Source organism: Lysinibacillus sp. CTST325 (genome assembly GCF_054665055.1).
The window spans coordinates 50317-68236 of the sequence record NZ_BAAFHO010000021.1 but is presented as its reverse complement, the minus strand read 5'-3'; the positions used below and the strand labels follow the sequence as shown (position 1 = coordinate 68236).

Annotated in this window: 11 protein-coding genes; 1 reads left to right on the top strand and 10 read right to left on the bottom strand. The window is 31.7% G+C overall.

The window, feature by feature from the left end:
- Positions 1-320: ATP-binding protein (locus ACYQ73_RS26525; RefSeq protein ID WP_460015199.1), on the top strand; the 320-nt coding region annotated here is incomplete at its 5' end.
- Positions 321-827: 507 nt separating this feature from the next.
- Here ACYQ73_RS26525 and ACYQ73_RS26520 read toward each other — a convergent pair.
- The 10 genes from ACYQ73_RS26520 to ACYQ73_RS26475 form a co-directional block, all read right to left on the bottom strand.
- On the bottom strand, positions 828-1310 hold the full coding sequence (locus tag ACYQ73_RS26520; protein WP_460015200.1) for an HNH endonuclease family protein: 483 nt from the start codon (positions 1308-1310) through the stop codon (positions 828-830).
- Positions 1311-1391: 81 nt separating this feature from the next.
- The gene (locus ACYQ73_RS26515; protein WP_460015198.1) at positions 1392-2597 is read right to left on the bottom strand and encodes a DUF262 domain-containing protein; all 1206 of its coding nucleotides are present in this window, start codon (positions 2595-2597) and stop codon (positions 1392-1394) included.
- Between the two features lie 117 nt (positions 2598-2714).
- Complete coding sequence (brxL, locus tag ACYQ73_RS26510; RefSeq protein WP_460015197.1) at positions 2715-4760, bottom strand: protease Lon-related BREX system protein BrxL; 2046 nt, start codon at positions 4758-4760, stop codon at positions 2715-2717.
- A gap of 17 nt (positions 4761-4777) precedes the next feature.
- Positions 4778-7345: a BREX-1 system phosphatase PglZ type A gene (gene pglZ / locus ACYQ73_RS26505; protein WP_460015196.1), complete on the bottom strand. Its 2568-nt coding sequence runs from the start codon at positions 7343-7345 to the stop codon at positions 4778-4780.
- A gap of 137 nt (positions 7346-7482) precedes the next feature.
- Entirely contained in the window at positions 7483-8691 is a 1209-nt protein-coding gene (locus ACYQ73_RS26500) for a hypothetical protein (protein WP_460015195.1), read from the bottom strand.
- A gap of 109 nt (positions 8692-8800) precedes the next feature.
- Positions 8801-10741 (bottom strand): UvrD-helicase domain-containing protein, encoded by a 1941-nt coding sequence (locus ACYQ73_RS26495; RefSeq protein ID WP_460015194.1) that lies wholly within the window; start codon positions 10739-10741, stop codon positions 8801-8803.
- The gene (locus tag ACYQ73_RS26490; RefSeq protein WP_460015193.1) at positions 10738-12702 is read right to left on the bottom strand and encodes an ATP-dependent nuclease; all 1965 of its coding nucleotides are present in this window, start codon (positions 12700-12702) and stop codon (positions 10738-10740) included. The genes ACYQ73_RS26495 and ACYQ73_RS26490 overlap by 4 nt, the downstream gene beginning before the upstream one ends.
- 84 nt (positions 12703-12786) lie before the next feature.
- On the bottom strand, positions 12787-15747 hold the full coding sequence (pglX, locus tag ACYQ73_RS26485; RefSeq protein ID WP_460015192.1) for a BREX-1 system adenine-specific DNA-methyltransferase PglX: 2961 nt from the start codon (positions 15745-15747) through the stop codon (positions 12787-12789).
- A 36-nt stretch (positions 15748-15783) separates the two neighbouring features.
- Positions 15784-16959, bottom strand: a complete 1176-nt coding sequence (locus ACYQ73_RS26480) for a hypothetical protein (protein WP_460015191.1) — start codon at positions 16957-16959, stop codon at positions 15784-15786.
- 477 nt (positions 16960-17436) lie between these two features.
- Positions 17437-17787, bottom strand: coding sequence for a cyclic-phosphate processing receiver domain-containing protein (locus ACYQ73_RS26475; RefSeq protein WP_460015190.1), 351 nt, complete (start codon positions 17785-17787; stop codon positions 17437-17439).
- Positions 17788-17920 lie beyond the last annotated feature (133 nt).

Below are 17920 nucleotides of genomic sequence, written 5' to 3'. Positions count from 1 at the left end.
AAAAAGCCCGTTTAGAAAACAGGCTAGAGAGTCGTTTAAAACATTATACAAAATATAAATTATTAATCATCGATGAGATTGGTTACTTACCTATTGATCCAGAGGATGCGAAACTGTTTTTCCAGCTTATTGATGCCCGTTATGAGAAACGTAGCACAATTTTCACAACGAATGTGAACTTCAAATCGTGGGATGAAATTTTCCCTGAACCAAAGCTAGCGAATGCGATTTTAGATCGTATTTTACATCACGCAAGCGTTGTCTCAATCGTCGGTGATTCATACCGATTAAAGCATCATTTAACCTCGGAAAACGAGTAATTTTGTACATCCTTAAACGAGCAAAAATGTACATATTGGTGTTGACATTTATAACGGATTACTGTTTTTTCTTACGCCAAATCAGCCTCTTATTTATTTTTCTTAGCTGCTTATATTTCAAGCAACTTTTTCATTCTACAAACTTCAAAGAGAAACTATTCCAAAAAAATATACTTTACCCCTAAATTTATTTTCAATGTTATTTAGCTAACATTTTTAGAGAGGAAAAACGGAGTGATTGAAGAAGATAAATAGATTAGTGGAAGCAAGGCAATTTTGTTTCCTGGAAGAAAATGAGCAATTAAAAATCCTACACCATGTACGATGTAGGATAGAAGCCTAATATAGTTTGTGAATAGGGTTTTCTACCAGCTATTCTCGGCAATGTTGTCTTATAAGTTGATTAGTATTCTTTTTAATCCACGCTAATCTAATTGGAAATCAGATAAGTTGGATAAATCGAATATATACAGTTAATAAGATAATCAACGTGATTTGCAGTACACTTTAAATTAAACCTTTTCTTTTAAACTCTTCAATTATTTTTAATTCTTCAGCGGTTGGAACTGGAGTGGATTCTTCCTGATTAGGTATTTCACATTGATTTAAGCCCCAATCATTAAGTATGATTAATAGCTCATCAGAAATCCGAATGTCTCTTTCTCGAATTTCATTTAATCCCCAATCCTTATACTGGTTAGAAAGATTAAGCAATAGCTGGACTTTTGATTTTTCATAGCTTTGTTGCTTCTTTTTAAAATAACCGTTTCCTGCAATAATGTTTAGTTTTTTCTCAAATGGAATCTTATTTCCAATATGTTCTACTAATTCTTGTACTTCGCTATCAGAGTTACTTGGAAAATAATTTGTTTGCCATTTTCGAGGCAATATATGCTCTATTTCCCACTTTTCAGGAAGTAGGTCCTTCTGATTTTGATAAGCTAGAATCTTTAATATCATTCGAACTGTATTACGATGAGCGAGCTTGATTTTATCTTTTAATTCTTGTTCACTTACTCTTGGAAAGTTAAATGTTGGAACTGAAGATTTGATAATTTCGGAGTTTAAATTTTAAATTCCTCTCTTAACAGCGTTAATAGTGGGAGTAACTATATATCTCGCTGCCAAAACTGCAAGTAGTTTCTTTATAAATTTTAAAAATAGTTCTTCGAAACCGTCCGAATCATTGTATTTAAGATAATATATAACAACTGGGTACTTCCAAAACTCATTTGGATATGAAGTTAATATATCCAGTACTTGTTTAATCTCAATATTTTTCGACCATTCTTCATCTTCAATTTCTACACGATTATTCACTACAAGCCATAAGTTAAGTAACTTATTCAAATTTGTCATCACATCGCTCTTGTATAACTGTTCAAAATTATTTCTAGAATAGTATTTTCTTATTCCTGGTGTTGTTGTATTTCTATCATTTTCTAACGCTCTCAAATAGAACATATAATAATAAAACAGTTTTTGAATACTTTCATTAGCATTAGTTGCTTCATCGTCAAGTTTTTGCCATTGCTCAATGAAAGTTGCTTTCCCATTAGTATCTAACTGATTGTAAATCTTAGCTTTAAAAATATCTGCATCTGATAAAGCTAATCCTCTATCGTTCAAAGTGGAGAAAATTGTTAATGCTGTATCTTGGGAATCTGCCGTAATAGGTAATAAAATCGCTTTATTTAGTACATTTCGAATGAACCAGAAAAACAACTCTGGCTCACTTGTAGCATACTTCTCTATTAGCTCTGTAAATAATTTGTAGTTTAACGAATAGTTATCTTTAGCCAAACCCTCAACATTGCCTGTAATAAGTATCTCTGAAAAAACTTTGTTTCCTTCGTCTCTCATTACTCTGGATTCAATAAGTGTTTTTTCGAAATCGACCTCAGCAGTTAATTCATCCTGTTCCCACAATGCAGATTCAATTTGTCCCTTAAAGTTTTTAACTTCTTTTGTTTCTGTCATTGAATTTAGTTTTGAATAAAGTGCACGTAGTAGTAAAAACAAAGAGGTAATTCGCTGTTGACCATCTATAATTTCTTGTTCGCCATTCTCATTTTCATAAGAAACAATTGTTCCTAGAAAATAAGTACTTTCGTTATTATTTTCTGTATATTCTACTAAGTCCTCAAAGAGCGTTTGAATTTGTTCATCTGACCAAGCATATGGACGTTGATACTCAGGAATAATGAACTTATTAACTTTTCCTGTTTCTAATAATTGTTTAACACTTTGTTTGTTCACTTCGATTGTCGTTGCCACTTCCTATTCCCCTTTCTGTTTCACCCCAATAATACTAAATACAATTTTATTAAATCTTTTACTACTTACAAATATTAATCATCAAAAATACATTAATTCACCAATACTTAAAACTAATCAACTCACCCCTAATGCCTTATAAACCGCATCTATCGGATCTAAATAGAAGATTGGTTGAACTTTTACAATTAAATCTGATGGTACTGTATAGAAGTCTCCTGCTGATGGTGCTGGTAGCAAAATTTTCTTCGCACCTGCATCTACACAAACTTGAAGAATATTTGCTAATTCCTCGACTTTCGAAATCGTCCCGCCTACTGTCATATTTCCAACAATCACAAGACCTTCCTGTACAGGTTTCTCTAACGCTCCTGAACAAAGACCGATTAATTCTGCAATTGCAACCTGAGCAGTTAATCCAATACCCTGTAAGTCTGTAAGATGCATTAAATAATCCTTCGTCTTGGTACTAATCGAACTGCTGACACTCTTACTATTGGCAGTGAAATAACGGAATGCGGTATCAAGGCTTTCTTTTACTTCTCGATTAGAGCCTATACCAGCTTTATCAAACTTGCCTGTGCCACTGACAACTTGGTTTTCTAATTTATAGACACCTATCATACCTGTCAGTGCTTGACCTACAACATAGACATGCCCTGGTCGTAACATCCCTTCTGGAATAAGCTTTCCACCGCCCTGCTCAGGAACAGCAACATGCTCTTCTTGCATCGTTTCTTTATCTAAATAAGAAAACATTACATCATAAAATTCCATACCGCCAATTTTTTTCAGCTGCTCTTTTACTCTGCGGCGTCCTTCTAAAGCATATTTCAGGACTTCTTCAATATCCTCACGTGTAAATTCACCATGTGGATATAGTAACTTCACTATGCCTGACACCGTTTTACGTACAGCAATCGTATCACGCTGATTTAAGTTATTACCTAATTTAAAATAACGGTCAATTGAATCCGCAAAGGAACGCTTTCTCATCTCACGGAAAAATTCAGCAACATAATCTACAATAAAGCCATAACGATCCGTAAAGAATTCTGGACGCATTTTAGGAATTTCCCAGCCTGGCATATAATAATGCATTCGGTCGAAGAAAGCGGTGTCGTTCGCCATTTCAGGTGGGAATGGGGCAAATAAATGAGATGTTTTCAAAAGAACATCTACACTTTGATTAATATTGCCGACAAATACCATCGATGCGGATGCATTTTTTTCTTCTTTACCACGTGCAAATGATCCAGACGCCATATAATCCTTCATTATTTGAATACCATCTTTATCTTTAAAACGGATGCCAGCTACTTCATCAAATGCGACACAATCCCACATACCAACCAAACCTACTTTACGTGTAGACATATTATAAAAAAGGTTGGCAACGGTTGACTGACCTCCAGATACTAATATTGAGTTCGGTGATATTTCTTTATATACATGTGATTTACCTGTACCACGTGGTCCTAATTCACACATATTATAGTTATTTTCCACCAAAGGCACTAAGCGTAATAATAAATGCCATTTCACGCGGTCTTCAAGCTGCGTTGGCTCCATGCCTGTCGAACGAATTAACACATCAATCCATTCATCCTTTGTGAACTGCTTACGCCCCTCAAAAACCTCTACGATATCCATATTCGGCATTTGAATTGGCTTTAAATTACTCACACTAAATGGATTAATATTACGTACTTCCTCGTCAAAGAAGTAATCAATTTTCACCATACACCAAATACCACCCACTAGAAGCTTATCAAACTCTTTCACATAGCTTGGTGGCACTGGAACGCCTTTAAGTCCTAAGTTTGAAAACTCTGCTTCATACGTATCAATTTTAGGATTTAAAGCAACTGTTACTTTATCGATAATGGAATATTGACCGAGCTCTCGAATTCTTGATTTAATTTTTTCTGCTTCATCTGGTCGCACAAAATTTTCAGCAAGAATTTTCTTCACTCGCTCTACGCCCTCACGAATACTTGCCTCATCGTCCGTAGCTGCATACATACCCAATAGATACTCCAATACATAAACAGGTACGTTTGCCCCTTCTTTAATAAGCTTTGTTAAATCTTTACGCACCACTCGACCAGCAAAATGTTCATTTAATTTTTTATCTAAATTTAGTGTCGAAACCTCGTCCACATGTTCACACCTCTTTACTAAAAGTCAAAATCACTGACAATGCCTAAGTTAATTGAAAACGGTATTTTTTCGATTACAACATCCGTTTCCATATCTTTTATATTTAAATAATAGTTTTTTGCACGATCATACGTAATGCTTTTTAATACAAATTGCAGTTTAAATGTACGCTCTTCAGGTTTATCAAATGTTCGATCCCCAATTATTGTTTCTTCATTAGATAATACGCTTCCCTCATCATCCGTCATATAAATTAAAACGGTACGTGGAATCTGCTTATCTTCTACCTTTTCAGTTTGGAAAAACTCTAAGTTAAAAATGCTGTTTGTAATTTTTCGTATCGTATTTGTTAGCTTAATATCCACTTTCTGAATCGCTTGTACACCTTTTTGACCAGCACGTTTATTTTTAAATGTTAGCAAGGGAACAACCACTTCCTGTAAGCTCGCTCCACCGTGTACAAAGTTTACACCTGCACCTTGCAGGCGATTGCGAATCGTACCATTTGGTAAATAAACCGTTAATGCCTCTTCATTTTGAACAATTGTAGATAAATCCACGGCAATTTGCCCCTCTAGTTCACGCTGCTCCTTCGATAAAATATGGCGGCGTTTCACTTCGATTACATCCATCTTCTCCTTCGCCAATTTATCACTATCAGGAAGCTCTTCACGTTGATACAAGAAACCATGATCGGCTGTAATATAAACATTCGAACCACTTAAATCATCACGTATCACCTTTATTAAAGTGGATAATTGATCTAACGCTTTTTCAACGGCATTGAACGTATAGATTTCTGTAGAAGCTTTATCACCCATTGCATCAATCGTGTCATGATAGAAGTAAATAAGCTTCTTCCCTTTAAAGACTTCTCTACGTCCTGCCTTATTCATATCTAACACATCTTGGAAATGCACGGCAATACTATCTTCCACATACGATTCAAGTATTTTTTTACGATTTTCTAAACCAGATGAATCCGTATCATCAATCATTACTCGACCAGTTGCATCAAAATCAAGCTTACGATGAGGTAACAGAGCCGCCATCCCTAATTTTGTTACTGAGGGCACTACACCCAGTAATGTACTTACATCGCAATCACCTATTGTTTCAGCATTTAGTCGTTCTGCTAGTTCTACGCCAACTTCATAACGCATCGCATCAGAAATAATAACGAACACTCGCTCACCTTTACGGATATGCGGGGCAATAACTGACGAATAAAAGCTTTGTTGACTTCTCACGCCTGGCAATGACCAATCCTCTGCCATCTCAGCTTTCACAGCCTGTGACCAATTCGTACTTAGCTCTGCCACAAACCAATTCGTATAAAGGTTTTCTACTAGTGATTTCAATTTTTTAAGTAATTCATTATTACTAGCCTCATCAAAAGCAACATAAAATTTACGGTAATACATATCCATAGCGTAATACTCTTTCACATACGCATCATGTATCGCAATTGGTTCACCCTGCATAAGCCCCTGCTTATGCTCCTTGTAAAACTCGTGCATTTTTACGGTATAGTACAACGCATCATAAACAAATGTGAATTGCTCATAATAATGCTTCGCTCTACGCAGCTTAATTAGCTTTGTATAATTTTCAAAGTCCTCTAAATTCTCTAACAAGCTATTCGCAATTTTAATAATAATCGCCTTATCAAAATAGGGGAAAATGTCTACTTGCTTGAATTCTTCAACAGGCATCGATTGAATGATGCTTGCTAATTTCACTTCTTGCTCAATTAATGCTGCGTACTCATCAAATACAGCGTAATCCGTTTTATGGTGTCGCCAATGGTCGATGAATACTAATGAATTCGTGCGATTACGAACTGCTATAAAGTCCTTTAATCCACCTAAATATTCCTCTTTCATTGCATGACTAAGTGCCGTAACCTTCAAATGAATAAATAATGTTTTCAATGTCTTTACTTCACGCTCATAGCCATAAAGCTGCTCTACATGTTTCCAAAAAGCAGCTAAATCAAAGAACTTCTCCATCTGTGCGATGTATTTATTTTCAGTATCCTCTAGAGTATCCATTAGCACCGTTTTTAAGACCGATTCAAAATCTGGTGTTTTAATGCCACAAAGAACGCTCATAATCGCAAGTTCAATCGATTCTTCTGTATAGTTCGTCAAACCAAAGGCCTGAAACTTCTTGAAGCGTTCTTTATTGTTGAAGAACTTTTCATATTTCTTAATAATCATTCGCATTGATGGATCAATGTGCAAGTCACTAATAATTAATGAAATACGGTCTGCAAAAAATGTTTTCGAATATAACATAATATCGTACAACCAATTTTCTTCCGAATTCAATTCCAAATTCGTGTAAACCAAATAATGTGATTGCGTGTCTTCTTCCTCTAATAAATGCTTCAAATAAAATTGATTGTTATTCGTTAATTTCTGTATGTGTACACCATCTATTGTCATTTGATCAATTTCATCAATAAATTCTTGATCCTTATCTACCCAGAATACAATTTTACGCTGCTCGCCACTTTTCAACGGCTCACTAAATGCACCCTGTAATGCAGATTCTATTTGTTCGATATTCAAATGAATCACCTCACCTTATATTATAGCCGAAAACACAAAAAAGCCCCTTCTAATTTTAGAGGCTTGTAAGGAATTCGGTGGTATATAGAATATGTTTTTTAAAACGGCTGCTCCGGTTCTAAATTATCCTTTTGAGTAATTTCTTTCTATTCTTCATGCTGAATGTCATGAAGACAATAAAACTCCTTAAATTCTTCATATATTTCATGAAATTGGTCTTTTAATTGTTTCGACGTATCTATACCATTCTCATATTGCTTAAGGAAATTTCGAAAAAGTACCGACATTTCTTTTAAGATGCTATTGCCATAATCATCATCTAAATATGATACTTCTTCTAAAAATTCATTAGCAAATGTATAGCATTCTACTTCATTATTCAAAAAACACTTCAATAAACCGTTACACCTATAAATTTGAGCAAAATCAAAATGAACATTACTATTTCCTATTAAATCCATTTGCCTAACTCTTTCTACAGAATAATCATTCTCTAAATATTCATATTCTACAGTACTAACTAACTCCTGCGAAATGGTTCCAGCTATGACTTGTTCCAGATAATCATTAGCCATTGCAATATCAAAATCTAAAGGTTCAATATCATTGATATATCGGATGAATGGATTTTTATCTTTTGTCTTCATTAAAAAAACGATTAACTCTTTTGCTGCTATTTTTTCGTTTATATTCTGTTCTTGTAATGAGTTTTTTCTGAATTCCTGTATAAATACTTTTTCAGCCTTGGAACCATATCTAACTTCATACGTGTAAATACTTTGCATCCTCGCTAAGCGTTCAATTTCTATATAGTACTTTTTAGAAATTGAACCAATGACTCTACCAAAAAAATCTTTAAGTTCTTCGTTATTTCGGATGCTTCCTGAGAATAAATCTTCTTCATAATTTCCTTTAAAACTCTTACGAATGTAGCTCGATAATTCTAACTTTTCTGCTTTCAATTCCGTTGATACATGAAATCTACCGTATCTATGCTTATCATAAAAGATACTTAATAATTGTAGAAAAGCATTCTCCCTCGTACTTAATCTAATAGCAATACCATTTCTTAAAATACGATTATGTAGTTTTTGATGATTGTGACTTTTCAAGCTATCCTCAAAAATTGTAATATCCTCAATATTTTCAGATAATACGATTACTACCTTCTGTAGCCTCTCAATGCCAACAGCTAAATTATAAAGAAGCATGAACATTTCACTTTCAATATCAAATAAATTAATTTGTTCAAGCTCTTTCATCCCATTATAAATAAATGTACCCGCAATTTCGATTTCGGTTCCCATTTTAAAGTTTTTATAATGTAAGACAGGATCTTTAAATATATCTGTCATACTTACAGCCCCCTATATTCAAGTAAATATTTACATATAAACAAATTGAAAGAATCTATTAATGTATCCTTTAATCTATAAGGATACAGGGTTACAATTAGTTATATTTTTAAATTTCCATAGGCTTAAAACCATATGACTCTATCAAGCTCTTTTCTTCATTAGTTAAAGTCGGTACTGCCCATATTAAAGAATACTTCGCTCTTGAATTTGCGACATAACCGATTCGTCTCCCCTCTCCGTTTCCATCAATCCACTTCTTCCAATATCCATTCCCTGTATTTCTTTCACTAGATACCACCATCACTGAATCATATTCGTTTCCTTTAGCCATATGAATAGTATTAACTTTAGGGTGATTATCATCGCTTGTAATAGAAGTAAAAGTTATCTTATTTTTCGTCGTTCCACTAGGACAAATAATCTTTACCTCACTAAAATCGCGGTCCTCTTTATCATATTGCTTCAAATTTTTATAAGCCTTATTTAATATACTGATTGCATTCTCCCTAAATAGCTTGTACCACTCTCCATAAGTTTTATTATCAAAAGTCATTAATTCTGGATATTCATTAAACAAATTTAAATAATCCTTCAAAAAAATTCTCCATCTATATAATGAATCGATTGACACTGGACAATAATAACTTCTTTTGTTTTTCGTAACACCAAAATATTTTTGAAGACCCTGCCCTACTAATTCGAGAGCCTGAATTTTTTTGAAAGGAACCCCCTTATTCCAAAGGTGCGATGCCTCTAAGATTGGATGAGGGTTTTCTTGACTATTTCCTAAAATATCTTTTAATTTTTGTTGTCGGACTAGCATTATAGAATTTTCAATGGAAATGTTATTATCTTTAAGGAATTTAGTGTATTTTCCCTTCAATGAATGCACATCATTATATTCGTAATAACAAACGTTTTCTTGAGTTAAATTACATGTTGCATGCCCAATCATTTTTTGACTAATAGATGCCACTTTGTTGGATACCTTGACAATTGAATCATGACTTCTAAAATTATTCGTTAATTTTAAATAATTAAATGTTGCAACAGCCTCTAATGTAGCTTCTGGATCAGCATCTTTAAATTCATATATAGCTTGATTTAAATCTCCAACAAAATGTAAGGTAGCTCCTGCATCACCCAATATTTTTAAAATAGCCAGCTCAATCCATGATAAATCTTGGCATTCATCTACAATAATAACAGGAAATCGTTTAACAACTTGCTTTGCTAAAAACGAATTATTCTTCAGAACATAATATGCTAAATGGTACATATCTTCAAAATTTGCAAAACCGTCCTTATAGAAAGCTGCTTTATTCTCTTTAAATTGATCCTTAATATAATCATATTGTAAAAGCCAAGGCTGCTGTTTCTCTGTTCTTAAAGCTTGTACAAAATCTTGAAAAACTTTAGATTCATAATATTCTTTTAATGATACAGACGTATTGAATAAATTAATTATGAAATCTTCTATTTTATTATCGTAATATACTTGATGTGTATAAATATTAATCTTCCCTCCAACGTTAGTAAAATACGGAGTTTCAAACTTATACTTAGTAAGCCATGAATTATTAAATACTGATGTATTTTTTTCAATTAGGGAATACGATTTATCAGCCTCCGATTTATTATTTTTTATAAACCTACTTCCGAATTTTTGTGAAATATATCCATGAATATATCCTGTTAAAGTACCAATATAATGCGGATATACCGAGGACTTATTTAAATATTGGTTCACTCTAATCTGAATTGTTTCAGTGGCTTCATTTGTAAATGTTAAAATTGCTAATCCACCTGATTGATTATTCCATCTATTTATTTCATAGGCTGCCTTCATACCAACAACTTCTGTTTTACCACTTCCTGCACAAGCTTCTAAAAATACATTCTGATTAATAGGCGATAAAATATACTGTAATTGTTCTTCAGTTTTTTCTGGTACTTTTTCAAAAATAAAATCTTTAAATTCGTCCGAAATATTTGGATTACTTACTAAAACTTTTACAATCTCTTGTTCCATTTCCCGTTTATTCATTCGCACCATTCATCCCCTTTACATGCCCAAATGATCGCTTGCTTAATATAAGTAGGTACTTTAAAAAGTTTTTGTATTTTATGTAACTTTTCATTTGTTTCTAAATTTAATTTATTTATCCCACATATTTCCGCCTCAAGATAAGATGTCAAAGACTGAGCATACATCCCTTTGCCAACCTTCTCATCATCAATATGCGTAAATGTAAATATTGCATCCTGTGCCTTTAAACTTATATCAGAATAAATATTATCTCGTTCAACAATTTCCTTACATGTTTTAAATACACTTCCTGCTTCAGACGGCCACAAACCTTTAAGAACCTCCGTCATTATTACAATATTGCCTTCCATCAATAAATCGTATTCAAAAGTTTTTAGTGGTGAACTATATAATCTAGCCCAATCGCTTTTATTAATGTCCTCTTTTAATTTCAATGCACTATTAGCTCCTAAGACCTGTTCAGTTGGATAAACTTCTTTTAATTCCGTCGCTGGGTTGCCACCCTTCATTACTAATTCACCATCATCATCATAAATTTCTACCTTTTGTTTTGCTGGATCATTATCTGTAATACCTGCACAAAAAATCGGTAATTTCTGAACTCCTGTTGCATCCTCAAAGTTTGCAAATAGTTTCATGAAATGTGTAAAGTTAATTCCATAGATATTGATTACTGACACTCCTGCTTCTTCTAAAGAACTTGGCAATTGATCCTCATAATTTTTTGAGTTATACTCCGCTAGAACAATTCTAGCTAAAGTTGGAATAAGCATTGCTTCACTTATACCCTCAACTAAAATAATTCCTTTCGAAAATAATAAAGTAGATTTTGTAATATCTAGCCAACGATTGAGATAATTTTTACTCTTACCTAAATCAATATTTTTTAACGATGAAGCAACTATTTTTTCATCTAGATATGTAATGTGACTTAAATGATCTAAATCTACAGATGCCGCTAATACTGGTGAGTGCGTTGTAACAATAACTTGAATATTGTTTAATTCACTCGTTATACTTTCTAAATATTTAATAAATTTAATTTGTAATTGTGGATGTAAATGTGCTTCTGGCTCTTCAATTAATAAGACCGTCATCAGATTTGTAGATTTTAATAATTCAAGTTCCGCAAATACAGTTGCTATATAAAGTAGATTATTGTAGCCTAAGCTATTTACTGATATGTCTCTAAAAAATTCTTGATTTGTTTGCTTAATGCCTGGAAAGAAGACCATTTTTATACTTTCTACAATTCGATTGAAGTTAGTTTCTGCAAATTGTAAATTAATGCTCTGACCAAGCCTATTTCCTAAAGCTTCTTCTAACTTTCTGTTTATACTGTTTTTAGCAGATTCCATTTCATTATAATCACCATTTATATTTGTTGTGATTTGCTCATTAAAAGCTGAAACTTTTTCCACCAATGTATCTTTATTATCATCATATTGCTTTTTTAACAATTGAGCCAATCGCGATTTTCTTCCATTAATTAATTTTTCCTCTGCATCTCTTAGAGGTGGCAAGTAAATACAATCAATGTATTCATACGTTTCTTCTTCAAAAATACTAGCTTTAGATGCTCCACCCCAAATATCCTTTTTATAGTACCCCTTCCTATTTGGAGATGAATTCACTTCTAAATGCAGCCGTGCTTTAAATTTCTCATCACACCAAGTTAGGAAAGTTATTTGTTCATCCTGATTCAATTCCTCAAATGTTAAATCAATAGAAATTTTGGGGGCTATGTATGATTTGTCTAATGCAACATAAAAATCATCTTCACATATATTCATATAAGAAAATTCATTTTCTTTAAGTACTAACCTTAAGGCATTAATAGTTGTTGTCTTACCTGCTCCATTTTCACCAACTAATATATTTAAGCCCTTACTAAATTCAATTTCTGAATTTACTTTCGCATTTTTATATCCTGAAATATTGAGTTTTGAAATATACATTTTTCTTTCCCCCTCTATGCATTTGCATTCACTATAGTAAACAAAAGAGAAGCTAGTTCATAACAACTGCTTCTCTTTCTATAATTAAATCTTCGCTACTAGTCCTTTAAATAGCTCATAATTATGCTTCACACCATCATCTAAATCGATTTCAATTTGTTGATCTGCTATATGGTGTAATAGCTCATCATATTTTTTCAGTTCATCAATCTTTTTCTCCAATGATTTTAGTTCGTTCTTCGCAGTAGTAATTTCTTTAACAGTTGAATCACTATTGATAATAGTTAATAAATCACTTTTTTCGGCATCTATACGATTTTGGACTTCATGTACATAATCTGTACGGATAAGAGAAAACATAGCTTTATCATAATTATGCATAGATATCAGTCCATTGAATGCCTTTTCTTTACCAGAAACTAAATTCCAATACACTGGGGTTTTTTGATAAATTTGGAGATGATGTTTATTAAACTCACTAAAGTAATATCTTCTAATGGTTTCTCTAGCAGTTTCATTATTTTTCTTTCCAAGTACTTCTGAAATGAAAATTAAATTTTCTTCAAGACTATTCTCATCGAATATAAGTTCTAAGAATTCAATTAAAACATCTAAAGCTTCAATTTTAGTTGATTTCGACCTTTTAGGAAGTTCTATAAATTTCACATTTTTTATCAAATCATTAAACTTCTTATATTTATCTACTTCAAAATTTATATTTTCAATATCAGATAATTTAAACCTTCCAAATCCTAAGCCAATAACATAAGATAATAAATTTTTCACTTGATTTTCTAAATTATATTTTGTAATACTAATATCCTCTTCTTTTACTTGAAAATCTAGTTCATTTATCAAACCATAAATCTCTAAAAATAACTTATTTATTTTTTCTTCATTACATTTTAATTTATTATAATCTTCATTTACTTTTAGCTGAAACACTTCAAAAGTTTTCTTTAAATTATTATCTTTAAAAGTCAAAGGTCTAAACAATTTAAATTCGTGAGAAGATTCATTAGAATCCCAATCCTTTTTTGTTAATTCTATATTTTCTTTTTGTAAAAACGTAATCTCGTCGACCATAGATTCATCTATAATAATTGGTAAATTCTTTACGTCTTTTACTTGTACATGCATTGTTGGATTTAAAGCTTCTAAATACCGTTTCACAATATTTGTATTAAAAAATGCTAAAACATAATATAGATATTGGACATTATTTATTGAAGGTCCAGATTTATCAAATACGCAGCCCTTTGGTAAATATCTAAATGTTGATGCCCTTGTAGTTGTAATATCTGTATACGTTATCCCTTCAACATACCAATATTTTTCATCTAAAAGATTCGATGTTTTATTATTTTTATAAAAAGCTCTTGCTTCTGCTGACCAATCTACTACATTATTAAGATTCCCATAATGTCTTCTAAATTTGCCTCCCTTAGCATAAAAACGCCATCGTGTATTTAAAGTTAATGGATTAACCTCCCACCATTTCCTTAAATATTTTTTATTATTTGCTGTTATATTTTGAGAACCCGTAAAATCACTTAAAGTTTCTATGCTAATACCTTCATTAAATAATTCATTCATTCTTCTAGTCAGTACATATGTGAATGTGCTTTCTGGAGTTTGATTAAAAAGACTCGTATCAATCACATACTTGTAAGAACAATTGGTATTATTAATTGCTTCTAGTACTTTTTCAGACTGAATATCAGCACCTGGGAACTCCGCTAATTTAATAAATTGTGAAAGTATTTTAATTTTATTCTTTCTTAAATTAAAGGTACACACTGGTACACATGCTTCTGGAAAAGCATTATATTCTAATTCTATTAAAGAGTTTATTGTAAATTCGCTTAAAATTCTCTTTCGCAATTTCTCATAATCTGATATATACATCCAAACAAAAGGTGTTAAAAAACTTAAAATACCATTTGAATTGATTTTATTGAAACACATCTCTAAAAATGAGGAAAAAATATCCGATTTTGAATCTGAATAGTTTATATTAATATAGTCTTTTAATATCTCTGGCATATATCTTCCTCCCATATAAGGAGGATTTGTAACTAAAATATTATATGATGTTGTCAATATTTTATATTGTTTAATTAATTGTTTTAAAAGAGGAACTATAATTTCCTTAAACTCTAATTCAAATAAATCTCCATCTTTGATCTCTAATTGCTTTATACGACTATTTAATTCAATTATATTTACAGCTTCTAATTTTACAAGTGACCCTATTGACTGAGCATCTTTGAATAAACCTATAAATTGTTGAACTGTATTAAAATACGTACCCTCTGTTTCTCCAGCTATATAAATAATTTCATCATTTGTAATTTTATTCGTCTCAATTATAGTAGCGAGATTTAATTCTATTTCCTCTCTTTCAACACTACGTAAAAAACGATGATTGTACTGCTGAGCTTTCATAAATACTGTAAAACAAGCTAATTGATAAGCCCTTTTATCAATATCTAGACCATACAAATTTTTTTCAATAATTAAACGTGGAATTTCACGTTCCATATATCCACATTTACTATAAATTTCGTAAAGTACATCGAACATATAAGCAAGTATATGTCCACTTCCCATTGCCGGATCAAAACACTTAATATCTTCTACATTTAGCACTTTATTTGTATATAGTGCTAATTTTTCTTCAAAATCGGATACTAGATTCTGATTTTCAATATAATATTCCCAGTTTTTAATTAAATCTCGATGTTCGGGATGTGATTCTATCCAATAACGCCCTAATGCATTTTGTACCATGTATCGCACAATCCACTCAGGTGTAAATAGCTGTGTTGCATATGGAATTTCTTCTTTTTTGTATTTTTTCTTCCCTTGAATAACACGTTCATTTTCCTCAGAAATATAGTACTGATATAACCAACCTACTATCTCAACATTCGTCCAATCTTCTTCTGGAATCGTAACTACATCCGTCATTTTACGTACAAATGTATCTGTCCCTAAAAGACCTTTAGGGAACAAAATTTCCATATAACCATGAATCGTCAAAACATCAATTAAATAGATTTTCCTTTTAGAAGAGTACTATACTCTACAATCAAATATGTCATCAAACGAGTTATCAGAATGATCATGATCTGGATCGAACTTCAATAAGTCTTCGTATTCATTTGGAAATAGTTTAAATGCTTCACAAATCTCATTCTTACTATGCCATTTTTTTAGAATAAGTTTCTTGCAACTTTTTGTTAAACTTATTCCACTCATTATATCAATCTCAAAACTATCGTAGTAGACCCTTTCATCCATGAAATCTGATTCTAACATCAGAAAAATAAACTCCAAAAGAAATTCTTTAGAATTAGCTCGTTTTTTATCAGATTCCTTATGTAGCGTATTTATTCTTCCTATTAGTTTTTTATTTTCTTCCTCTCGATTTTTGCGTTGCTCTAAAAGTTCCCACACGAATGAATCTGCACCAATTTCTTTTGAAATTTCTTTTCGATCAAGTTTCGGAGTAAGCTTTAGGGGTTTTTCAAGGAAAAATTCGCATATTTTTTCATAATCATTTAAATCTATATCATTTACACTGTTTATTTCTACTATCAAAAAACTAATAAGTTCTCTGATAATAGGTTTATCCAACAGTTCCATTTTGATATTTTCTATGGCATTTGAAAATTCAAATGCCATATCTGGATTCGGTATAAATTCATCATTACCATCATTAATTAAGTTCAAAAATGCATTTCTGTCGCTTTTTATTTCAGAATTATATAAATTGACACATTCTTCGAAAAGATTATATAGAACTATTATGTCAGTGTGTTCCACTCTGGCTTCAAAATGGGTCAATCCATTGCGTAATGTATTAATTCTCTTTAATTTAAAAATAAATTTCTCATCAAATTCTTCTACATTATAAAGGTATGCTAGTATCTCATAAGCCTTAGTAAATGAAACCGTAGGTAATCCCTTTTCTGACAGTATTTTTCCTGTAGAAAATTTTCTTTGTTTATGTAAACTTTTATAAGTGTCAATAACTTTGCGGTAAGAACTACTATCCTGCATATCATAAATCATAAAATCATTTCTCGATTGCAACATAAATTTAAACGTTAACTCTAGCGAATTATGTAAATTAAGAATTAACATTTTGTAATTCTTAACATTCCCAGGTTCTTCAATTATATTTTTTAGATAGTCTTCAGATACTTCAAGTGATAATTTTATATTATCTGTAATTTTTAAATTAAACATATAAGTTACCTCCTAAGTATAATTCTAGATTTCCATTTATCCCGATTCTTCAATTAATATTTATTATCGAAGACTAGCCCTCTGTTATTTTCGCCCATATAATTCCACTGTTCTAATTATCTAATCGGATTCCATTTATTTTGTCATCCCACCCGCCCCTAAGTTTTATTTTTCTACAATCAAGTGAACCACTGTGGCTTTAAAATAAAGTCACGCTATTTGTAAAAAAGTTACGATACTTTGCCTCTTTCAATTAATAAATTCAATAATATCCCCCTTTATTTAATTATAGTGCATTCCCGTTCCCAAAATCGTATTTGGGAACATTTTTGTTGCTTAACGTTGTAAATCCGCATAAATCAGACGCTCCGCCTTTCTCTATCTTTAAGAAGGTATTAGCAATAAGTAATGAAATATTTTATTTGATTGTATGGAGCACTCAATAATTTCGATAGAATGTGTGCAAATGTTTTACAACTAACCAGAATACGTATTCTTAGTAATCGGATAATGATAAATTTCAATTTCACCACTAATAAAACCTCTCCTTTGAGAAGCTTTAAGTGTTTGATACATATTTTCTCTACCCACACCATTATCAGTATGTAGATAAATTTTGTCAGCATACAAACCATTTTGGCACATATATTTTACTAAATCATAATCAGTAGGAAGTAATACACCATTTATATCTTCACCTAAGTCGTGGTCAAGTGAGAGGATGTGTACTTTATGATTTTCAAGATAATAAATCGCTTTTTCAATATTTCTTGCGATAGTACAATCTCTTAAATCATCAACATAGAGATTTATTTTTTGTGTACTCAAAATAATCACATCCTTAATGCACAGTTTGTTTCAATTGTGTACTGTAATATAGTAATTTGCAAATATTCGACTAATAATTTCGAATAGCCTTTTTATCTATCCATCATTATTTCAACACTAAATGCTACCAAAA